The organism is Nostoc sp. KVJ20 (assembly GCF_001712795.1).
Classification (GTDB): domain Bacteria; phylum Cyanobacteriota; class Cyanobacteriia; order Cyanobacteriales; family Nostocaceae; genus Nostoc.
In genome coordinates this window covers 15497-38847 of record NZ_KV757541.1, presented here as the reverse complement: position 1 = coordinate 38847, position 23351 = coordinate 15497, and the positions used below count along the sequence as shown (strand labels likewise).

Annotated in this window: 16 protein-coding genes; 5 read left to right on the top strand and 11 right to left on the bottom strand. The window is 41.1% G+C overall.

Features of this window, described 5'->3' with window-relative positions:
- Positions 1 to 206 precede the first annotated feature (206 nt).
- The 11 genes from A4S05_RS01005 to A4S05_RS00955 all read right to left on the bottom strand — a co-directional run bounded on the left by A4S05_RS01005 (position 207) and on the right by A4S05_RS00955 (position 19257).
- The gene (locus A4S05_RS01005; protein ID WP_069067984.1) at positions 207 to 2798 is read right to left on the bottom strand and encodes a PglZ domain-containing protein; all 2592 of its coding nucleotides are present in this window, start codon (positions 2796 to 2798) and stop codon (positions 207 to 209) included.
- Positions 2799 to 2912: 114 nt separating this feature from the next.
- Positions 2913 to 3500 carry an HNH endonuclease family protein gene (locus A4S05_RS01000; RefSeq protein ID WP_069067983.1) on the bottom strand — a complete coding sequence of 196 codons (588 nt, stop codon included), beginning with the start codon at positions 3498 to 3500 and terminating at the stop codon, positions 2913 to 2915.
- Positions 3501 to 3641: 141 nt separating this feature from the next.
- Positions 3642 to 4904 (bottom strand): AAA family ATPase, encoded by a 1263-nt coding sequence (locus A4S05_RS00995; RefSeq protein WP_069067982.1) that lies wholly within the window; start codon positions 4902 to 4904, stop codon positions 3642 to 3644.
- On the bottom strand, positions 4898 to 9145 hold the full coding sequence (locus tag A4S05_RS00990) for an Eco57I restriction-modification methylase domain-containing protein (protein WP_069067981.1): 4248 nt from the start codon (positions 9143 to 9145) through the stop codon (positions 4898 to 4900). The genes A4S05_RS00995 and A4S05_RS00990 overlap by 7 nt, the downstream gene beginning before the upstream one ends.
- A gap of 1 nt (position 9146) precedes the next feature.
- Complete coding sequence (locus A4S05_RS00985) at positions 9147 to 10400, bottom strand: P-loop NTPase family protein (protein WP_069067980.1); 1254 nt, start codon at positions 10398 to 10400, stop codon at positions 9147 to 9149.
- 7 nt (positions 10401 to 10407) lie between these two features.
- Complete coding sequence (gene brxC / locus A4S05_RS00980) at positions 10408 to 14070, bottom strand: BREX system P-loop protein BrxC (RefSeq protein ID WP_069067979.1); 3663 nt, start codon at positions 14068 to 14070, stop codon at positions 10408 to 10410.
- 82 nt (positions 14071 to 14152) lie between these two features.
- Positions 14153 to 14734: a BREX protein BrxB domain-containing protein gene (locus tag A4S05_RS00975; RefSeq protein WP_069067978.1), complete on the bottom strand. Its 582-nt coding sequence runs from the start codon at positions 14732 to 14734 to the stop codon at positions 14153 to 14155.
- Complete coding sequence (locus A4S05_RS00970; RefSeq protein ID WP_069067977.1) at positions 14718 to 15500, bottom strand: BrxA family protein; 783 nt, start codon at positions 15498 to 15500, stop codon at positions 14718 to 14720. The genes A4S05_RS00975 and A4S05_RS00970 overlap by 17 nt, the downstream gene beginning before the upstream one ends.
- A 475-nt stretch (positions 15501 to 15975) precedes the next feature.
- Complete coding sequence (locus A4S05_RS41195; RefSeq protein ID WP_069067976.1) at positions 15976 to 16782, bottom strand: DUF488 family protein, N3 subclade; 807 nt, start codon at positions 16780 to 16782, stop codon at positions 15976 to 15978.
- A 143-nt stretch (positions 16783 to 16925) separates the two neighbouring features.
- On the bottom strand, positions 16926 to 18557 hold the full coding sequence (locus A4S05_RS42875) for a helix-turn-helix domain-containing protein (RefSeq protein ID WP_256090770.1): 1632 nt from the start codon (positions 18555 to 18557) through the stop codon (positions 16926 to 16928).
- A 454-nt stretch (positions 18558 to 19011) separates the two neighbouring features.
- Entirely contained in the window at positions 19012 to 19257 is a 246-nt protein-coding gene (locus A4S05_RS00955; RefSeq protein ID WP_218107920.1) for a helix-turn-helix transcriptional regulator, read from the bottom strand.
- Positions 19258 to 19851: 594 nt separating this feature from the next.
- Between A4S05_RS00955 and A4S05_RS00950 the strand changes: the two genes are divergently transcribed.
- From A4S05_RS00950 to A4S05_RS00930, 5 genes are all read left to right on the top strand, one after another.
- Positions 19852 to 20649 (top strand): hypothetical protein, encoded by a 798-nt coding sequence (locus A4S05_RS00950; protein WP_069067973.1) that lies wholly within the window; start codon positions 19852 to 19854, stop codon positions 20647 to 20649.
- Between the two features lie 122 nt (positions 20650 to 20771).
- Positions 20772 to 21752 carry a DUF5895 domain-containing protein gene (locus A4S05_RS00945; RefSeq protein WP_069067972.1) on the top strand — a complete coding sequence of 327 codons (981 nt, stop codon included), beginning with the start codon at positions 20772 to 20774 and terminating at the stop codon, positions 21750 to 21752.
- A 354-nt stretch (positions 21753 to 22106) separates the two neighbouring features.
- Entirely contained in the window at positions 22107 to 22379 is a 273-nt protein-coding gene (locus A4S05_RS00940; protein ID WP_069067971.1) for a hypothetical protein, read from the top strand.
- Positions 22380 to 22422: 43 nt separating this feature from the next.
- Positions 22423 to 22839, top strand: a complete 417-nt coding sequence (locus tag A4S05_RS00935) for a hypothetical protein (RefSeq protein ID WP_069067970.1) — start codon at positions 22423 to 22425, stop codon at positions 22837 to 22839.
- Positions 22840 to 22956: 117 nt separating this feature from the next.
- Positions 22957 to 23226, top strand: coding sequence for a hypothetical protein (locus A4S05_RS00930; protein WP_069067969.1), 270 nt, complete (start codon positions 22957 to 22959; stop codon positions 23224 to 23226).
- Positions 23227 to 23351 lie beyond the last annotated feature (125 nt).

Here is a 23351-nt window from a genome sequence, read left to right as displayed (position 1 = left end):
TTAACCTGTGTAACTAAAACCTAGTGTGGTAAAACTTACTAGAGGAGATTTTTCATGATTGAAATAGGCGTAAATAGGTAAACCAAAATTTTCAATAATAACGAATTTACTACGTTTAAGTTTTTGCTCTAGTTAGTTTTGCTACGCTAGACTAAAACTGGCAAACCGAGTACAAACATTTTTTATTTTGATTTATTTTTAGTTGATTAAATTGTGATCGCTATCTCAATCTTTGGTATTCTAGCTAACTCAGTGTCAGTGACGGCATCAAGCAAATGCACGCTGGCTATAGTTTTAGCTGGCTGGTCTTGTGTAATTATTAAGGCTACAGTATTTGACTCAATAGCTCTAGGGTTGTCAGTTCCCGATTGTAGTTGGATGTCGCCTGTTGCTTCCTCAAAACCATAAGATGCTGTTGCTGGTTGGGAAATACAATCTTTTTTGACACGCACCTCCACTCGCACTTTTGGCGGTACTAATTCAAAGATGCCAGTGGCATCCCCTTTAATTGTCACGGAGAAGAAGCGGGTACTAATTTTCTGACTGCCGGGTTCCAGTGTCCAATTGATTTCGCTAGTAATTCCCCCAGCTATTTTTTGCTTGGGTGTTAAAGTTACTACTGGGATAATAAGTTCTTGGGGTGACAAACCACCATGAAAGTAAGCTTCTGTACCACCTCTAACCTTAAAACAGGCAAAGTTCCACGGTGTCGCAATTTCTAAGTCTCCACCCAAACCAAAATCTGACAGTTTAGCGCGAAGATATGCAGGGTCGGCTTTTCCACCTTTCCCCACCCAGACACGTCGATGCAGGTCTGCTGTATCGCCACCTGGGGAATCTATTTTCATATCATCGCTGAGTTCGTCACCAAATAGGTAGCCGTGGTCAGCAGCAAAAATTATTGTTTCTACACCCAATTCACCCAAAACTCGAAAGACTTTTTTAAGTTCGTTAAGAATTTCGTCCATTGTCCGACGAGCAAGACGAATGTTATCACCTTCGCCAATAGCATCAATTTCTTGGGAAGTAACGAGAATCAATTCATTGTTTTGGATGCCTTCTCGCTCTTTTTTCTTCGGTTTGGGCAATAAATCTCCCAATTTGGTGACAAAAATACTCACTCCAGCGTTTTCTTGCAGAAATTTTATCCGCCCTGCTCTGTCTTTGAGAACTGTACCGTTAATTTCCAGTCCCAGTTTACTATCGCTACTCTTGACCACGGTGGCTGATTTCTCTGCACCGGGGAGAAACGCCGCCATACCAATTTCAGTGATGGTGGGAACTGTAGCTATTGCTCCCTGAATTTGCAAGTTATAGTCTTCTGTTAGGGTTTGGGTTAATTCTCGTGCCATTTCGTAGCGTAGTGCATCTACCCACACATAGGCGGTTTTGCCTTCTGATAATTTGGGCTTAACTGCTTTGGCAAATATTTCGGTTTGGCACATGACTCCAGGAAGGAGAAATTTAGCGGCTTCGTAGCGACGAAGAAAAGTCTCTGCCAATTGCGAACCGACGCTCATGTAGCGATGTCTGGCATGGTTAACCAATTGTTCTAAACTTTGGTAGCGGTCATGCAAACCCCACTCAAAGTTATGCCAACGTCGTTCCAAATGACGGTGATAGGTGTCGAGTAAGCACCAGGGTGTTTCTATATCGATGTAAGCGTTAAAGATGGTTTGCACATCAGCGAGTGGTGGTTTCAATTCTTTCTCGATCCGGTTCGCTTCTAATAGCAGTTGACCTGCTACGGCAATTAGTGCCCAATGTGCTTGGATGTCTGGAAAATTTTCTGACCAAAAGCTTGATTGCCTTGCTTTGATAATTTGGCTAATTTGTGCATTAGTTTCTGTCAGCAAAGCAGTTTCGATATAGCGCTGCACTCTCCTTTCAACCCCAAGAAAGGTTTCAATTTCGGCTATTTGTTGTTGTGGAAAATCAATATTATTTAAGCCAAGTTCTGCTTCAACTTGATTAGCGTAATTAATATAACTTTCTTTGAGGTCGCGTCGCAGTCGCCAAGTTTTAGCTAATTGAATGCAAGCGTCGCGGGTAGCAGGTTTTGCAGGAATTTTGACGCTACTTAGCTGGTTGGGGATGTCTCCTTTAATGCTGGAAATAAATTCAGTAGAGAGGATATGTCGTGCTAATCTGGCACGGTGGGCGTTGGGGGGTTCTTCCGATGGAAATTGTACGTCAAAAGCGCTTTGCATTAGTATCGCTAATTCTTGACTAGCGTCTTTACTGACAATGGCACTGTCGAAGCGATCACTAGCCAAAAATTCCAGTGTGACTTCTTGGGGATTCCCGGTTTTAAATATGGTCAGGATGACTCCTTGAGAAATGCCTTCGCCTTTTTCAGCTATGGCGTTGAGGTCAGCTAGTGTCAGCTTTCCCGCTTCTACCTGTTTTTCGATGCTGGCGGTTGTCTCATCTCCCAAGATGGGTTTTAAGGCATTGCGGGCAATAACTGAAAGTTTGGTGTTGCGGATGGGGGGTTGCTGACCGGGTTTCATGATTACCCCGGCGGCTTCTAATTCGATGAGAGCGTTGTGAGTTTCACTGGAGCCAAGGGGTACATAAATCAGCAGCCGAGGGGGTTCTGTGCCGTCCAACAAGGATTCGATTTCGTGGCGGAGTTCAAAAAAACTGTTAATGTAGCAAATGACAGTTATATTGGGAATATTCAGGGTTGATACAATGTCTGTGTAGTGGCGATCACGATCGCACCAAACGACGATACCGTTGTCCTCTATTTGCTTGGTAATTAGTTTGCGGAGATAGTCGGTGATAATTCCCACTGTCAGTTTTGCCCCTCAGTTGTCAGCATTGTTCATTTTAAGGAATTTAGAAGCAAGGTCGGTGAGGTTCTAATTGTAACATCCGTTGTTATTTGCACCACTAGATAATTGATATTATTGCTTTTGAGTTGCTTGCTGCTGTTTTCTAATAATTGCACGGGCGATAAGAGGAGCCTTTTTTTCTAATCCTTGTAGAGTTAAATCTCCATCCAAATATAGTTGATACCATGATTGACGTTGGCGCAAGACTCGTTCATCATCGCGCAAGCGCAACCTTTCTAAGGTAAATTCTGCTTTTCGACGTTGTTGGGGAGGAACTTTATCTGTTAAGACTAACTGTAAGGAAGGGAGCAGAATTTCAAACCAATCTTCTCCCAAATCAAAGGGATCAAGTACTTGATCATCAAGGGTGCCTTTGGTACTATTAATCCAAGCCGAAGCATAGCGTAAATTGCTCCATTCGTAAGTTAAATTACGATAATTTTCGCGGCTGAGATAATGCTCTACTGTACCAACTGGTTCGTACATAACTGAATATGCACAAAGATTGTTAAACCCATCGGCTAAATTACTTTTGAAAGGCGACCAATAGTCTCTAGTTCCTTTTTTTGTGTCGGGATTTTTTGCCAACCAAGCATTTCCTCGTTGTCGCACTTTCTCATCAAAATCTGGTGGTTCTAGTGGCGGTTCAAACGGTATCATCTGTGTTCTATCATATTCTGTTTATTGCCCATAATAAAATTAATAAAATTTAGTTTGTAGTTGGGCATTAGCCCTAAAAAATAAGTTTGGTGTTTAAACGCAACTAAAAACTGATTTATGGTTATTTAAACAAACATGGTATTATACCCCTGATAATCCAGAATTTCTTTTTTCTGATGTGACTATCCAACGCGCCCAAAAGGGGTCATGTCCGGGTAAAACCCTTTGCAATTCTTGATGAATTTGAGTGTGGTTTCTCAAGTTTTTTGGTAACTCATTCATATCACCCTTTCGCATCCATACTTCTGCGGCTTCGATAGCAATTTCTGCTTCTTGGGAACGGGCTTGTTTGAGTCCAAAAATTTCTGAGGTTAACCAGCCTACTGTATCTCCTTGTTTTGACCAAGGTATTTCATCAAGGGTAACTTCTCGGTTTTCTAATTTAAATAAAAATAATCTATCTTCTTCTTCGTTAAAATTGGGTTCTAAGGAAGCAAGTACAAGTGGAGAATGGGTAGTTACTAAAGCCTGTATTTTCATACTATTTTGTAATTCTGTCACCACATCTAAAATAGCCGGTAAAATTACTCTTTGCCAACGAGGGTGCAGGTGAGATTCAATTTCATCTATTAGTAAAACTATTTGATTTGTTGGCTTTTGCTGTCGCAGTTCCGAAGCTTGTTTATGTTCGTACCAAGTCCACACAAGTAAATAAGCAAGTCCCAAAATCCGCTTCATTCCGGCTGAAGCTTGAGTTACAGGGACATTCCCATAGGTCAAATTAATTGTAGGAATATCACGCACGTCTTCCACAGAAACTCGCGTAGGTTCTCCAATCTCTATCCATTCATCAGGATGAGGTGCAAGTTTTTTAATGACGTTAGCAAATAGTTTAAATGGATATTTATTGGGTTGATTTTGCCATGCAACCCAATCTTGAATTAGACCGTTACAAATAACTTTACCTTTTTGTTTTAAGCCATTCCAAAGCGTATCCTGGTTAAAATTATAAGCATTATCACGTTTGCGAGCAGGGTCAAAAACTGAAAAACCGCCATCAACGCGAACAAAAATAACCAAATTCTTTGATAAGTTATGCAGGGGCCAATTTCCCTGCCATTTCTGTTCAGAAAAATCAAAGTGACTTTGAACGTCTATTTCATGAAAAAGTACTTCCCAATTTTGTGTATCAATTTTTGAGATAATTGTTGGTAATTTATCTGTATGTCTTTGTGGATAAGCAGGTTGGTCTACCCAATTTCTAGTGAGTACCCACCAAGCAACATCGAGTAAAAAACTTTTACCTAAACCGTTATCACCCGTAAATATATTGAGTCTATCGGTAAATTCAACATCAAAATGGTCAGATGGACCAACTTGCTGGAGGTGAAGTTCTTTTAACATTTAACTATCCCCTTTTGCCTTAGTTGTTTACCAATGGTAGACCACTCGTATTTACCTTCTGTTAATTCTTGCCAATATTTTTTGGCTTCATTCCAAGGTACTATTTCCCACAATGGGGCGATGTTGAGAACTACACCATCGTTGAGGTCTGGTTCTAAGTTGAGGTTAGCGGCACGACGCAGTTTTTCTTGAAAATCTCGTAGTTCGGAGATGAAAGCTTCTTGACGGTCGATTTGTTTTTCTAGTTGTTTGGCGGTTTTCCCTGCTGTACCAACTGCTTCTTTTTGGCTGCGGAGTTGTTCGAGGTTGCTTTCTTCTAAGCGCAGTTTGGGTTCGGCGTAGTTGACTAGGGCTTTAAATAGGATATCTTTATCTAGGAAGTGGTAGTATATCCAAAGAGCGTAGTTTTTCTTGGATGATTGTAGCAGCCAGTAGATAGGGGCTTTGCGGCGACTTTTGGAGTAGCGTTTAATGTGATCAGTCCAGAAACCACCGTTGCTTGATTTGCGGAAGTAATCACGTAGGTCTTTGATACCCAGGATTTCGCAGGCTTCTTGTTCGATAGCTTCTGATTTTTCGCCCCAGATAACGTGTAGTATATCGCGGGTTCGGCGGATAATATCTTCGGGGTGGTCTGGGTCGTCTACTAAAATACCGTCCCAATCAATTTCTATTGGGTAGTTAGGTGGTGTTTCATGGAGGGGTAAGCCATCATCGCCTGTTAACATTCCAGGGGAACAGACGGGAAGCGGTGCGAAAGGGTCGGGAAGTTCGGGGGGTTGTTTTTCGCCTGTGGCGAAGCGAATATCCCAACGTCCAACTATACAACCGACAAGATAAGAAATAAGGTCTGCGGTGAGTTTTTTGTTGCCTATTTGTTCGTTGTCTGTGGAGGTATCCTCATCTATGTCAGCTTCGTCATTTTCTTTACTAATTGATAATGACTGATGAACAACAGATAATTCTATTATTTCTCTATCTTTGTCTTTAATATTGTAAAGCTGAAAGGCAAGCTCATTGATTTGACGCGGACAATCAGCTAATTTATCTTTACTTTCAATTAACTGAGCCTGTTCAAAAGATAAACTTTCGGCTAATGTATTTTTTACAACTTGTCTTAATAAGGCAGGCAAATAAAAAACATGGCTTATATCATTAGCTGTATCTAGATAACGCTTGATATCTATTGCCAACAAAGTTAGTTGTTCTAGATGTTTAGCATCGAAGCTAGAAATATTTGGAACGGGAGTATTACGAATTAATCCTACTTCATAAGAACGTGCGGCAGCATCTGCCGCGCCAAGCTGCAAGCTTATTAAAGCTTCAAAAGAAGATGACTGAAGTAATCCTATCCAGGAAGGCTTTTCTTCTACGAAGGCTGCTGAACCTTTATCAGCAAAAACGCTGCCTGCTGGTAAAACACGAAAACTGACCCCACTGGTTGTTCTTCGAGGCCATGTCAAACCTGGACGAAAATAGTAGTCAACAGACTTAATAATACGTGACCAACCAGAGTTGTTATAAAGAGGATCTGCCCAAGCTTTCAACTCCTCTCCATCTCGTTCCCAATTGACTACCAAATGCAAGTCAGCATAATAAGGAGAATATTGTCCTCCTTTAGCAAATGGAAACCAGCGATAATCACCCAACACACAGTATGAGTAATACGGTTTAATTGGATGAACAATAGGTGGACATAAAGCCTTTGTCTTTACTTCCCACCAAAGACGCACAAAGCGAAAATCATCAGCAGTGCTTAATCCTTGTCTAACAGTCCTCTCTTGACTTTCAAATGGTGATAAGTCATTAAATAGTTTCCGAATGCGGTTACTAACCCAATAACAAAACGGTGTATTTGGAACTTTTTTAAACTCAAGTGGTGAAACCACAAAATATCGACAATCATTTGAGTTCTGTAATATTTCCTGCAAAGCCGCTTCTTTATCATCTTCCCCTAACAGCCGCAAACTAATTAGAGATGGATATGAAATAAAAACTGGAGCTTTAGCTTTTTTGATAATGTCCTTATTTGCTTTAAACTTTTTATAATGGTCTGATAGAGAGTGAATATAGCGGTTTTCTTGAATTCGCTGTAATTCTTGCGTTGCTTGATGTCGTTTTAATCCTCCCCGATGCTTTTGATATTTGGGGATACTAAATGCAAAATCTTTATCTGTTGGAATAGTAAGCAGTTCTGGAAGAATTTCTAATGTTAAATTACGGTCTTCAGCTACACTAATATTACGCAAAACATAAGCCGCTGTCTCCACCATCGCATCAAGTACGCCATATCCCAAGTCAGCTAATAACATGGGACGATAGAGACGCAACAAAATTCTTTCTCGCCAATCACTTGATTGACCCAAGAAAAATCCCGTCCTACTAGAAATTATTCCTAAAAATCCACAGGGAACTAACCTATCCTGAAAACATTCAACAAACGTTTTGTAAACATCTCCTTTTGTGTCTCCATAAACTTCTTCAATATATTCTTTAGATGGAAGACTGGCATCACCAAAAGGTGGATTCATCAAAACAACATCAAATTTTTTCCGGCAGATATCTATAAAAGCAAAACCCTGTACTGCATCACCAGCAAATAACTGACGGAGAAGCTTTTGACTACCAACAGCACGATTTGCATATTCTCTTAAAGCTTCAATTACCTTTGTCTCTGCTTCATTCCAAAATTCCTCATCTGTCACATCTCGCACATCAAATAAATTTAATTGCTCTATTTCTGGTTCTTCATACTGTACTAATAATGATAGTTGCTTCGGTTTTGGCTTTGCTTTCCACTGCTGCTTTGCTTCTGCAATAACATCTTTAATTTCTTCTTCAATCTTCAATAGCGAACCTGCTTCCCCTGCCAAATTCATCTTATTAAAAACTACCCTCATCAACTGCCCTAAAACAGTCGGCTGAAGTTCCGATATAAACTCATCGAAAAGTTCTCTTTCCCCAGGCATGGGTTCCGCACAGACAATATTTGACTTAGTAATTTGTGGGCGATTTTTCTTAATCCCCATTTCCTGAAATGTCCATTGTGCCCTTAACCACAGTGCCAAAGCTGCAATTTGAGTAGCTCGAATATCAATATCAATACCGTGGATATTGTGCGCTAAAATTAACCCTGGAACAGCTTTTTTATATGCTTCTCTATCTGGATAGTCTTGTTTTAATACTGCACCTAAATCCGGGTCATGATAAGCTTCTTCGTAGATAATTAATAGTAAAGTAAAACAATAAAGTAAAAAGTGACCACTACCGCAAGCTGGGTCAAGTATTTTAATCTCTCTGGGGTCTTTTTTCGGTCGATGCAAAATATAAACTGGCTGCTTTAAAAGTTCTTCCTGTGACAAATCCTCAGCATTATCATCACTTGTGGGAACCTCCTCACCTTCAGCTAAAAATATTTCATTAAGACGACGCACCAAATATTGACAATGTTCTGTTAATGCTGTTTCTCCTTGGCGCATTTCATACCAAGTTCGCCCTAAAGTATTATCAGTTAAAAACTGCACGACATAGCTAGGCGTGTAAAATTGGTTGCGAAACGCCAATTCATAAGAATTACGCGGTGCTTGACTTTCTTTTCGCGCCTTATCCCGCAATTCTTTGGGTGTAAAATACTGGTAAACCCAGCCAATTGTTTCATCCTCAACCCAAATATATTTCAATTCTTCGCTGTTAACTAAACTCAGCACCGAATCAATAACACGCTGCGGTGGGAATAATCGATTTGCCGGATCATTAGGTGAAAATAATACCCCAATTTCTGATGATAAAGTGCTTCCTAAATATTCCAGAAAATGCCGATAAGCGACATCTTGCTTACCCTCATTGTAGAGTTTTTCTGACTCTGAATTTTCAGCCAAATAAAAGAGAAATCCTTGAGATTTTAACCCATCACTTACCGCTTTGCGAATCAATCCCCGCGTTTCCATCATTTTGTAAGCACAAAAGCGATTAAGATGGGTAAACGCTACTTCTCGCACTAATTGTTCTACAGCATCCTTGACTTTAAAACCTGCTGCTTGGATGTGCTGTAAATGAATTAATAACTGTTCTCGGTACTCCAAATCATCCGCCGAAAGATGTCCCATACGGTCAGCAGATTCAATTTTACCTGTAGCGTAAATACCAAATTGTCCTTCTAAAACTTCGGCTACTGCTTCTTCTAATAGCTTGCGACATTGAGTAACTACATTGCGGAGAGTATTTCTTAGAGATTTATCCATTTTATGATTCCTCCCATGACCAGTTGGGGTTGCCATATTTGCGGTAGAACAAAAGTTCTCGGTCTACCAACTGTACTTTTCGGGAATCAGGATTATATGAAAAAATTAATGGTGAAATGCTGCGATCTGCTTGTAGTCTGTCAAGCCGCTCTAAAGCCTTTGTCAAATCTGAACTTCTAACTTGTGGCTCTAATTGATTAATACGATTTAGTAAATCGTTCTGGTGTAATCCATTGTAAAGCTCTAAGTCTGAGGCTTCAATACAAACACGAATAATACGTTGATACACGCTTACATTTGATCCTGATATCCTAAAACCATAACTAACTGACTCGCTAAACTGACGATAGCGAACAGATTCTTCATTACAAATAGCTATTCGACATCTATGTAGTGGTTCTAAGTCTGTTAGATTTTTTACCTGTGGTAAACATTCTAATACATCTGCTTCAAAGCAATATTTTTCAGCTATTCTTTGTAATAAACCTACATTTTGATTGGCATCATATATGATTTCTTGTTTAATATTTTTCTCCCAATAAAAATTTAATGCGTTTTCTCCTTTGCTCAAAACTTCTTCTAACTCTGATTTTGTCCACTGAACATCAATTTCACTAACCCTTCCACTTAAATCTCCATTGTAATAAGTAAGTAGATTCTGATCTGCCCAAATACCAATAATTATAAAAAATACAGAATTATCCCATAAGGCTTTTAAGTCAAAAGCCAATCGTTTTTTTTCTTCATCAGGTAAATAGTGGAAGTCTTCGATAATAACTCTTTTATTTGATTTTTTAATTTGTTCGGCAATATATCCAAGACTCTCTGGATTTAAACCAACTGGTTCATATACACTTTCTGAACCTTTTTCGATACTACCACTTCCTTCAAGTTCTCCCGTCCCAGACCCTATGAATGGTACTTTAATTCCTGCGGAAGCCTTTCCTTTTCCTTCAGCACCAAGAGTAAAACTTTTTGTAATTTCTGTCGGAATATGAGTTCCCAAAAGCCTTAATATTTCAAGGTAGATTTGTTCAAGAGTCGAATTAGAACGGCATTGAACAGTCAGACAGTGCTGTTCTTGTAAATTCTTCTTGCGAAGAATTGTTTTTCCTTGCTTGGAAGGACCATGAATAACTATATGCTGGTCACGACTAAGCAAGTATTTAAATGTTTTATCTAAACTAGCACGATCCACATAGGTATATTTGGGTATGGATGTTGCTATGCCAAAAACTTCACTAAGTTGAACCATATTTTAATTACTCCAAAATTATCTTCACACCCTTACTTACTCGGTCTAACAAGTGTTCCCTTAAACGTTCCACCACTTGTTCCACCGCTTCCTCCGAGTCTATGGTTTTTGAGGAAAAATCCCCTAACCTCACCCGTTCAATTACTACTTCCTTTTCCTCCGTAAGTGCTGTTAATTCCTGAATTCTAACCAAAACTTGACTCTTTAAGCCCGAAAGTGCAGCCAAATCTGACTCCATTTGGGCAATACTTGCCTTGCACAACGGACATTCATCACCAATTGACGACCAATTTTTAGCAGATAAATCGTGTTCGCAAGCGCGTTTTTGCAAATCACCCAACAAAACTTCCTGCTGTTCTAGAGGTATATTTGTCCACTCGCTACGTCCTTTAATGTCCGTAATGGCTGCTAAATAAATTTGGGCGCGTTGATTATGGCGATCAGCATAATATTCGGCATAGGCAGTAGAAATTGCTTCTGCATCTTCCTCTATTTGTGCCATGCGGTCAACAAAATACTCCGCATCAAGGTTTTCCCGCAAGCGATTCGCAATTTCTGCCATTTCCGGCTTTTGCTGGCTGACAACAGACCATTGATTTCCCGCTACCTGTTTCGCAACTTTATAGGTAGACAAAGACTTATCACTAGTTGCTTCGCGGATGCGCCGAAAGCCTTCCTTTGCTGCTTTCAAAGAAACCCCATCGCCTGCTAAAATCTTGACACAATCGTCCGCAGCGCCATTTTGAATTTCTGTGAGTGTGTTGCGGTAATCTTGGAGTTGGTCGCCAACAGGTAAACTATTCGCCTTAACTCGTTCTTCCACCCGCGACAAAAGGTGTAACTCTTCCGTTGCTAGCTGTTTGAGAACTGTTGCGATCGCGTTTTTTTCCATATCAACAGTATCACCCGCCAAATCCTCGTAATTTTCTACCGCTTGTTTGAGCGTAGATAAACCAATGGGTTTGACAGGTGTAAACAACGCAGACTTAAAAGCTGTATTGCTGGTAAAAGGTTCGCGGCTGTTGGGATTTTGATAGCTATCAAACCTTTGCCCTTTGTGAGATACTTCAATAGAACCTGCGCGGAACAAAACCGCCAACACCAAACGCAAAATATCTCGTTCCCACCCATAACCAAGTCCGCCAAACCGCGTTTCTAGCGCTTTACCAGTACGCGTGTCCTTACTACCATAGGAATGCTGCTGCATTAAATAATCCAGTACTTCCTTCGTTACATCGGCTTCGGGGTTAGGAACAAACTTTGCACCGTCTTTGATGACCAGGTTTAACCCTGAGTCACTACTATAAAATACCTGAGATAAACCGTTGAGATTAGCAGCTTTGAGAATTTCTTCAGCTTCATTACCTTTAAGATTACGCGCTCCCATCTCTAATTTAGGATAAAGGTCAGGAACTGCAAAATCAAATAAACCCTTAAAAATCTCACCCAAAGATTTCCCTAAATCTGAACCATCCTTCGATACACCCCGAAACATTCCCGTACCAGCAATCAGTGCTTCTTCTAACTTTCCTGCTAACCTACTAATAAAGCGCAAAACCTCAGACTTCTCAGTTTGCAAACACGCTAGTTCTTCATTTGTAGCCTTGTTTTGCACCCGCATCTGGTCATACTTAGCAACCATTTGCCGCGATTTATACAACTCAGCCACTAAACTGTCAATATTCTCATTTACAGAAAATACCCAATAAATCTCCTGAAGGTGCGTTTCTTGACGACTTTCGTTACGGATATCTGTCACCTTCGCCGTAAATTCTTGCTCATCCGGTGCAGTCCAAATCCCAAGCGGTACTTGTCCATCGTTAATTGCATTACCATCAACTTTAATTGCTACCGCAAAATTACGTAAATCACGATAGCGATATGTTTTCAATCGCCCATCGCTAAATATATCCTTGAGCGCTTCCCGAATTATCTCACTTCTATCTCGTGGTCTTGGAGAATAAGAGCGTCGTTCCGTCTCCCAATTTTTTTCTTGGGCTGTTTGTAACTTCCAACCTTCTTCCGTATTGCGGATAAACTTAGCATCGTACAGTAACTTTAACGACTTCTCCACCGCAGCCACAAGCGATGGTTGACCAACTCTATCCACCAAACAAGCTGCAATATTAGCTTCCGTGCGTGGTAAATCTCGAACAAACTCTAGCAAACAAATGACTTTAGCTACCCGTGCCGCCATGCCATTATCTTCTAAATTATCTTTAAAACGCTGGGTAATTTCGTCAATATCATTTCTTTTTTCGGTGGACAAATTACCCTCGACCAACTCGAAAATTTTGTCTAAAGTAACTAAAGTTCCAACCGAATTTTTCGCAAAAGCAGTTCTTTCCGATACCAACATTTCATAGGCTTGTTTAATGATAGTACGGTTGCTGCCCCCATAATGCTTCGGCGCTCCTGGTTGTAGCCGAATACCCGACATAATCTCAATCGAAAGCTCAATAAAATGCGGTAAGTAGGGATAAAATTGTACAAAATCCGCTTCCGTAACTTCACTTTTGCGTGTTGTTCTTTCCAAACGGCAAGCGGCGTTTAACTGTCCTTGGGAATCCTTAAATAACTGTTGCAAAATTGGCACAGCAGCATCTTTCTTACTTAAAACCCGTCGGGTAGCTACCTCTCGAATATCAGCCGGAGCCATGTCAATCCGGGTTTTAAAGCGGTCTTGAAGTTTCGCTAACTCCACCCGTTTATCATCAATCGCAGCAACAACCTCATCCAACTTTTCTTGCGAGGTGACAACCACCCAAATTGGTGCTATGACCTTTTTCGCCTTTAATAAATTCTTACCAACTTTCCCAAACTGCTCCACCACAGCTCGTAAATCTTCAATTTTATCGGCACTGCGGGCAACATATTGTCCCACCTCATCAATCACAAAAGTTAAAGCCTTCCCCGGTCTACGGCGAGCGCATAAATCGAATGTCCGCTCCACAAACCGACCCACAGTAATATCAGCACTTTTATTTCGCAGGGATTGCGACCAACTATCAGCTGTAGGATAAGTTACTGGGTCTAAAGCATGGAGAATTGCACTAGCCCTGGCGATTTTCTGGGCACCTTTACGGACAACTCGCCACTCGATACTGTAAATAGAGCGACAACGGGCGATAAACTCATCTAATTTACCTTCCCGCTCAAGTTCAATTTCTAACTCAGCAATATCGTAGTCTTCCGCATAATCCAACTCCCGCAACAGGACAGTATACATAACTTCTGCAATACGTTCGTTAGTCCGCTTAACTGCACGGTCTACGGAAACATCAAACATGATGACTTCAGTAGGAATTCTGGTATTAATTGAGTCTAAAAATTCACCCAACCGACGGTCATTAACTTGGTGTTTGAATAACTCGCTAGCCGCAACACCTTTAATATGAGGGTTCGAGAGGACATACCCTAAATTTTTCGCAAAAGAAGATTTACCAGAACCAAAGAAACCAGAAATCCAAACACCGATACCTTCCGTTGGTTCAGACGGTTCTTCAGCAATAGCTTTGAGCAAACTGCGGTACTGTTCGAGGATACGTTCCGTGGCGATATACTCAGTAATCTCGGTATAAACTGAGTCTTCATTAACTTGGTCAACCTTGATAATTTCCTCAATCGGTTGTCCCAAATCCCGTGCCAATAGTTCACCAATTGTATTCATATCCCTCAATTACCTATATATAAATGCCCAAAACGCTATACAAAAATATTTCTTAATCTAAAATCTCAAATCCAAAATATTATTACCCGTATATTTTTACTCTATAGTTACCCATAGCTTCGCGGTCTTTTAATCCCATCATCCGCAAGCCCGTTGTCCCTTCTAGTGTTCCCGGATAAAACAAAATAGTTGTTACCCGTGTCCGACCTTGCATTTCATCCAAAAGTTTCGACATTTGGTAAATTGCTGGTGCCATCGCTGCGGCCCGCGTCAGAAATACAATATGTTTTTGTGGGTCTAGCGATCGCAATTTTTGGGTTAACAAATCTGTTAATGGACACCAATCGCGATCGGATAGGTATATATTGACTTGCTCCTGTGCGGCATTAAATCCACGTTCCGTCTCCAGGTCTACAATTGCTTTTAGCCCTTCAGAGTGTTTTATAGCTTCCCATAACATTTGGGACAACGAAATTATTCGGACTTCCTTACCGCATTCACCCATACGAGTTGCTAATAATTTCGCCTGTCGTCGCACCTCCCATTCCTCCTTTGGGTCGTACCGCAAAATCGCAAATGGTAAATCGTGGTGAACACTAATCCTTAGTGGAACTGCTTTTAAGTCATTTTCTAAAAGTGATATGCGGTCAAGAAGCGATAACATCGGCGTACTCAGCTATAGACTCGGTAGGAAAATCAATCCGGATAATTGACCCTGCTGCATAATACTCCAGCAGTCGGTGCTGATGGGCTTCCATAAAGAAACGTTCTACAGCTTTAGTTGACAAAAAGAACAGTTGCCACTCGCTCGCATTAATCAGTTTTTCCCCCGATGGCTGGTGTTGTTTTAAATACAAAGCAATATAAGCGAATGCCTGCACTGGTAAGTAAATGGGTGCTAGATATTTCTTAACTGCTCCCTTCAGTATACCGAAATCCCTTAGTGTGCTTAAAATCTCCCTAGCACAGCCTGTTATTGTTCTGTCCGACCATGTAGACTGTGTTTTCCCTTGAGCAATTTGTTTGTTAATCCAACTTTTCACGTCATTTACGCTAACATCTTGCCTTCCTAAGTAGTAAAAATTAGCCAGTAAATCTGTAACAACATCATGAAGCAAACGGTCAGATTGAGTAGCATGAAAGTAAAGGATACAGTTAAATGCCTCTGTTGGGAATCTGCGATCAAGCAAATTTACCAATGCTTTAGTTACTTGCTCCTCCATTAAGTATCGCTGACGAAAAATTGCCAGGATATCTTCTACCCTGGAGCGAGATGGTTTACCAAAAATATTCTCCCGTCGAAACTTGTCTAAATTTTCCGCAACAGCAAGCGATGAATCCCAGTTTACCAAAAGGGTTTTTGTATCTGCGACAAGCGCCCCAGCTTTAATAATTTTGCTTGTGTAAACAACCTCTTTAGTTTCCGGCATCAGCACGCCTTTGCATGTATTGAAGGTTTGAACCTTGTATGTCAATCCACAAGAGTATCAGTCATCAAAGCTAACATATTAACTGCGAACATAATCTTCAACTCTAAACTACAACAGTACCACCACAAGCTACTCCCATTAGTCATCCGATGTGTTTTTACATCAATTTTTCTCACCTCATTGTCTCAATAATCTCAACCGCAGAAGTTTGAATGTTAAGAAAAATCCGATGGAAAGTGTGTCGGATAAACCACTCGAACATCCATTTGACGTTTAGTACTACCATTTTCTCGTCCAAGGGATGGTTTGAAAGTAAAGTTTTGGAGGCGCGAAGGCTAACAGTTTGAAATCGTATTGCTGAAGTAGATGGATATTCATCACTTGAAGAAAATTCATTTTGAGCGACAGGCGCGGCGGAACCTTAGCTTTCAGGGCACTATCTTACTTGTCTCATCAGTACTTGATGGAACAATAGTCATAGCAGACTCATCTGCTCAATAATAGATGTTTCTGCACGAGATGGCTTTAACTCTTCTGTTGCTGGCTGATCCACTAGGGCTGAAACTTCCGACTGAGTATCCCTAGCCAAAACCCACGAAGGCATCTTGATATCTTGCTGATTATTCTTACCTCTTGCCTTTGCAGCCATAGCCACTGACGGAATTAAGCGCTCACGGTAAAACTTCTCCTGCAACCCGGATAATACCCCAAGCACACCCAACTCTGACCACACACCTAAGTCTTCTCCATTGAGGGTAACTTGGTAGTATCCGCACTCTAAGCGATCGCACTTTACAGGATACCCCAACTCATGACATTTCTCGATCAGACTCAATACTTGGGGCGGGTATGTAGCTGGGAGTATGATTTTTGACCCATCATTGGTGGATATTTTCTGCTTAGTAACAGTTCTTAACCCAACTTCCCCACCCCAAAGTTCAGGCAGATATCGTTGGATAACTTCACGTCCAACTTGATGCCGATGGCAAAAATCGCCAGTTTTTTCGTAGCAGCACAATGTCATGTCATGTGAGTTTTGCTGCTGTTTTGCAACCCAAATATCAATCAGCTGCTGCCTACAAAGCAAAATTTCGTGGAATTGGCGGGTGTATTCTTGTTCAGCATTAGTATCTGACGCTGAAGACTTCCACCATTTCAGTAGCTCTGACGTTGGAGCAAATAAAGGTAAATGCTTGCCTGGAAAGCCTTTTGGAGGATATAGAGAGATGGAGACGGCTTCACCTCTGATTTCTCCTGCATAGTAAGAGGTAAAAATAGTCACTCCTTTTTCTCCTCACTAACTACCTCTTGACATATAAGCTGGTGGAAACTGTATTCACCCGGAATATCTTGACAATTCCAAGTTTGTAAGTATTTATTTTGCTTGTAGTATTCCATAAGACACTCTGGTATTGAGTTTGCGGCTTAAAAATCAACCCATTTCAAATCAACCACTCGCCCTGATACAATCACGAGTTCGCATTGATTAGCAGGATCGCAGGCCCAATCAATTGCAGTTTGCCTCAATACGTCACTGCCGCAATTAAGATATTTCCTCATATCTTGTAGTACAGCTTCTTCTTCTATTACTGGAGGCTGAACTATAGCGGCGATCGCAGTCAACTTTTTAGAAGAGGCAAGGGGCAGAGAGCTATTTGCGGGAGTTGTATGTGAGGCAATATCTCCCCACACTCCCACCTCTTCCTCTGCTTCTCGCACAGGAGCTTTTTCACTCAAATGCTCTACTTTCTCAACTTTCAAAGCCTCGATAGCTGTTTTTGCCGTTTCTAGAACGGATGCAACAGATGATTTTTTGCGACTTGGCACAGCGTGAGGTGTGAAGTTAGCCCAAAATTCCCTGTCTGACTGTTTTGGTGTATTCAAGTAAGCCCCAGGATTAATGCAACCAAACTCATCTTTGGGCGGCTCTTGAGAAATCAGAGTAGGCAGGGCATAGTCTGCTACTTGCTCTACCATTTTGGTTAACGTGGGTGTTTGTGTTACACGTACTGATTCAGGTAATGGTGTTGCTGCTCTAGCTTGAAGCGCTATCTGTTCCTCATCTTGGGTGGTGTCTAGCCCGTTCTGCTTGCGGGTTTGGATATTGACAACGCGATGGATGAAAGTCGATTGATACCATTCCCACTCAATCGCTAAGTTAGTCGGTTCATTGCGGAAGTGTTTCAGTACCTTGGCTTTGTTTGCGTGTAAGTCGCCGCCATACTCCTTCATCCACCGAGTAGCGAGGGCGGTTTGAAATTCTGCATCAAGCTTGCCCTCTTCATTACGCCACGGGCCATCTGGTAGCCAATCCCAAATCACATCGTTGGGCTTTTTGCGTTGATTTTTCAAAAATGGGTCGGGCAGTGGCGGCGGAACATTTACCTTCATGAGAGACTGACTTGTTGGTTGCGTAGTCTCGGATTTTTTTGGCAACAAAGTGGAGAAACTTGAATTGGGTTCTTCTTTGACTTGAAATCCAAATTCTCTTTTTTCTTTTCTTTCTTGTGAGTCGATGTCAGTTTGAGAGGGATTAAGGGAGAGATCCCTTAAAGGGAGATCCTTAATTGGTAATTCCTTAATGGTAATTCCTTCGTCTACCATTTCAGGTAGGGGTACTCCTACCATTTCAGGTACCACTACCCCTGCCTGATTTGGTACCACACCCCTACCTGATTTGGTACCACTACCCCCACCTAATTTGGTACTACCTGATTTACCACCAGTGATTTGTTGTCTGATTTTTTCTAGATATTTTGATGCCATCCATTGCGAATGATGTGTGATTTCATAAATTGTGGTTTTCCCTTTTCGTTCTTGGGCTATTTTGATAAACCTAGCTGCAATCAGGATTTGTAGGGTTTTCCTGACAGTCTTTTCATTCATTAAACAGATTGCTGCCATGTTAGGAATTGATTCAAAACATCCGTCTTTTCCGGCTCGTCTAACTATGTGTCCATATAAACGATACTCTTGAGGATTAAGCCCATAGTCGTCTAGAAACGATGGAACGACTATTGCAAAATCACTGCGATTGCTTACAACAGAATTACTCATTTTCCCCTCTATGCTTTGTTCTCGTTCTTTATTGGGTTTTGAGCATGAAAATATTGACGGTGCAGACTTAACACTCCGCCGATTTAGAACCCTGAACTATTTGTGAATATGCTTCCTTAAAAACTACTTCGCACCTTGTTTAGTGCCGAGCGATCGCTTTATCTTTTGAATTGTTGGAAAAAGCCTGAATCAGAATATTTTTAAAGTATAGAACAATACAACTAAAACATGAGTATGTATGCGTTCTACTTCTATCTCCTGTTTGCGAATTAATGGCTGACGAAAGAAACAATCTTCTCTTCGTTATCAAGCAAGAACAGATCATACGCAAAAGTCATCTCTACTAAGCTGAGAAAAAACTAACTCAGCCTAGAACAATCTTGCTAAGGAATTACGTGATTACTTTCCAGTGATTTAATCTGCTCTTTTATGGTTGGGTAAGAAAAAAGCCATTTTAATTAAGCTTTTTTCCGCTTTTGCGCTGCGTTTCAATAAAAGACTCCGATAACTCTTCAAGAGTGCATCGGTAAAGACGGGTTAGCTGTAGGGTTTCACTGGGACTAAGGCTAGGAATATATGTTCCTGCCTCCCAAAATCTAATAGTAGAAACAGATTTACCTAACTCTACTGCTACCCGTTCAGCTGATAAATTAGCTTTCTCACGCAACTCCTTTAAATCCATAAAAATGAGCAACTTCAACTTAATCACCTCCTCTACATTACTTGTCTTGTTGCCTAGTCTAATCTAGTTAACTAGTCTAGTCAATAGTAAGCTAGTCTAGTTGACTAGCTTCTATAGTTGACAAGTCTAGTTAACTAGAGTATGTTAATAAACATAAGGGCAAGGAAAGCGAACTGCCAGCACCCAGGACGCGAAAGAGTTCGCAAGTCAACCATTACAAACCAAATCGAGTTAACGTTCCAAGTCGAAACATAGTCTAGAGACATGATCACCGGGGTATAGCACAAGCTCTGTTGAGTGGGTAAAGAAGCCTGGAGAAGCAATCAACGGACACACAGCCATTTTGAGCAAGCCTTTTATTCAAAGCAGAAGCAATCGCCTGAGTGCAGTGGCTGGCAAATAATACTATTGAAGCCGTCGGTCGCGTGACGCACTATGTCTTTTGCTTAGTAGCTCTAACTACTGGTTAGGAGCAAGAAAAATGAGGCTTCGCCAATTCTAGATTGAGAGTGTTGTGCTTTCAGCACAACAAACTAACCAATAAAAATAGGACGATCGCTCCGTCTGCAAAACTTGCGATCGCCCTTTTACCCATTTAAGAGGTATTTGCTAATGATTACACAACTTTCAGCCCCTGCGCCAACAAAAGATCCACTAACCACACAGGATCGCCAAATCATTGCAACCATCGTCAATCAGTCGGACTACTCAAAAGAGTGCAAGCCCGAAGATGTAGTAACTATCTGGATCAACAGTGATGATATCGTGTGGGTGAAAATGACCCACGGTTATGCTCGATACCATAAACAATCATTCAAACGCGCTGTTGCAGAGGTAAAAGCGAGTCTTTCTGCTCCAGTAGAGCGCAATCATAAGGAAGATGAGGAATTAAAACAAGCTTCTGAGAAAATTGGCTTATTGGGTGATTGTGATTGGCTATCGTTGAGTCTCCAATACCATTCTGATAAAGTAATCGGTCACGCTGGTTGTTATATCTCTCACAAGGCTCGAATATTAACCCCACCGGCTGAATGGGATTTTACACTGCCGAAGTGGAATATGCCTGCTGCCATCTGTCCAGACTGCGAAGGTCATGGGTGCGGTAACTGTGGGTATCGCGGGACTCGTGCAGAAGACTTGTGCGAACCAGTGGACAACTATCGTTTGATGTATGTGGGTAAGACTAACATCCAGACTGCTCACAACGTATATCTAGATGGTGAATTCTTGGGAATTATCTTCAAGGTCAGAAACGTTGATGAGTTATGGGAAAACGACCCCAAGACTTACTACTGGCGCTGTGGCGATGGCATGAAGTATTGGAGCGTCAGGGAGGCTGTAGAAGCACTACGTAGAGTGATAACTCCGATTGAACTGCCGCAAGTTCGTCGGGAGTTGGTAGCGGCGTAAGTGAAATGGTGGAAGAGAATTCTCTTCCACCACTGTTTTAAAATCAGTGCCATTCGCCACTCAGAATTAAAGCTTCGCTTATTTTTTGCGAAAACTAACATTAAAGAAAGGCAGCAGCTACTATGACAGCTTTTGACTTTGATTCTGCTGAACACAAGTCATACCAAAAGACCCCAGCAGCCAAAAGTATTCCTTCACCCGCAGGCATTTGGATTGCTTACGAAAATCAACAATTAGCAGGATGGTACGAAAATAAAGAACTAGAAGGTGGGAAAGAGTATAAAGTTCTTACTAACAAGTTGGACGAAAACGATGAAAAGATAGGTATTCCTGGCGCTCTCTATAGACAACCACGAATACTTGTGATTGGGCGATCGCCTCTGCTATACGGAAACGATAGAAAGGTGATTGGAGTTTGGCGTAGCAGTGATGGTTTGGACAAGAACGCCTACAAATTTGGTAGGCGGTATATGGTGATTTTCGTCGATGCCCAAAATCAACCTCTTCATATCGCACCAGTACAAATAACTGCTTGGGGAGTGTTCCAAGTGTCGTTTGATCAACAACTAATGGCATTCCGTGAAACCTGCGAACAAGCTTATGCAAGTTTTCAAGGCAAACATCACCAACCAAAGAATTTACTTTGGCATTCGATGTGGGTATTTTGTCCCATATTGAAAACAGAGAAACGTGAGAAAGGGGGGCAAACTTCCAACGCCTGTGTATGTGGCGGATACGAAAAGCCAACTGCGCTCAACTGGGAGAGTTATTGTATTGGCAAGAAACCAATAGCTCAAGAAATTGCCCTTGTGCATAATTCCATCAGCGATTGGTGGAAAAAAGGATTGCCCAAGAACAACTTATCAGGAGCAGCTACGTCTCATGCACTTGATCGCAATCAATTAATGATGGAGTCGCAACGATTAATTGAAGCTTTAGGTTGGAAAGAGGAAGAGGGCAAACAGTTTCTCATGGACAACTATGGGAAAAAAGGAAGGCAGTCACTAACTAACGAAGAATTTGCTAACTTCGTCACCAAATTGCAGTCTATGCAAGCAAATTATGATGGTGAAGTTGGTTACTGGGAAGATGTGCCTTCTTAATAGCCAAATACTTGTTGAGGTGATTGCAGCAATTGTGTTCGCCTTTATGCTTCCCTATTTACCTTCAAGTAGGGAAGCATATTTAACGAACAGAATTCAGGAGTCAGGAGCCAGAATTCAGAATTGAATTCTGTGCGAGTGGTGGATCTGAATCCCCCACTCATTCATTCTGACTCCTGAATTCAGAATAGCTGAATTCTTCTTCAATCAGTTCTCAAGTCTTGTCTACAGCTAATGAAGAAGGGGAAAGGGGAAAGGTTAAACCTTACTATTCTACACATGGTTTAATTCATGAATCCCTTTAACCCTCCTCCCCTCTTTTTGCTGTGTATTCACTATTACCAATAGCAATAAATGACTACAACAATCGTTCCCCCTAGCCTCGAAAACTTACAACAGTTTTCTGACTTGTTCGACATCGAGAAACTATTGAAATCTGAAGGTTTTTTACCGTGGCTTTTAGCAAATGGCTGGAAGTACGACGACGAATCTTGTTTGATTGCAAATATCGTTGATGAGTCAACAAGTCTTGATGAAGTTTGGGAATCAGACGAGTTTGATTTTAATGCTCTGCCTGATGAATCAAAGGAAAAATTGAATCAGATTTTTGAGCATTTCTATCTTTAGTATTTGTCACTTTCAATCAATAATTAATGCAAAGGTAACGAATATGCAACCAACAATCACATTTCCACGCGGTTATGGAATTCCAAAGTTTTATGTTGGGCAACGTACTCAACAAGGCAAAGTCATTGGTATTGAAGTATTACCACACGATAGCGTATTAGCTGAGAATTGCGGTCATGGCTATCGCTATATTGTCATGACTTCTCGCCATACCGAAGAAGTTAAATATCTGGAATCAGATCAGATTACACCGCTTTCACCGTCAGAAGTAGAAGCTGAGATTCTAGAAGAAGTCGATTACTATTTGACTCAGCTTGTATTACTGCAATCAGAGTTAAAAGCTGACCTCAAGATTCAGACTCCATTCGGTCAAGTCAACCCACCAATTTCAACAACTAAACGTACTTCTGGGAGCGGTTCTAGGTTGTCTAAACCGAATAAGGAAAAAGTTGCTGCTTAACGAAAGAAGAATCAGCTTATCCGTGAAAAACTCTACAGTCAGATTCAATCAGTCTGACTGTAGAGAAAAATCGATTCCACAAAAGATTATCACACACTCTACTTCAATACTAATCAGATGGAAACAAATTTGATTAAAGTGTATGACGCGACACTGTTAAGTTCATCGAAAGTTTACCAAATCGACGGTACGCTTTCTCGATACTTGGGTGATGAAGGTACTATAAAACATCCACAATATCTATTTGCACCTCTGCCAAATCAAAAGAAAAAAGCCAGCTTTCGATTAAATCGAAACAAACTCATGACTCGCTGCTATGAAGTCGAAGGCATGGTTTATGAGAAGCCTGCGGTACAGGATAATTCACAGCAACTTCAGCTATTTTAGCCATGTCCATACATAAACCACCAGTCATTAAAAGACATATTCGCCTGCAAAAAAGCTCTACAAAAGTAATCTATAGAGCTACTACAGACATTCGCTCTCTTGAGAAATCATCACAAAGAAAGCTT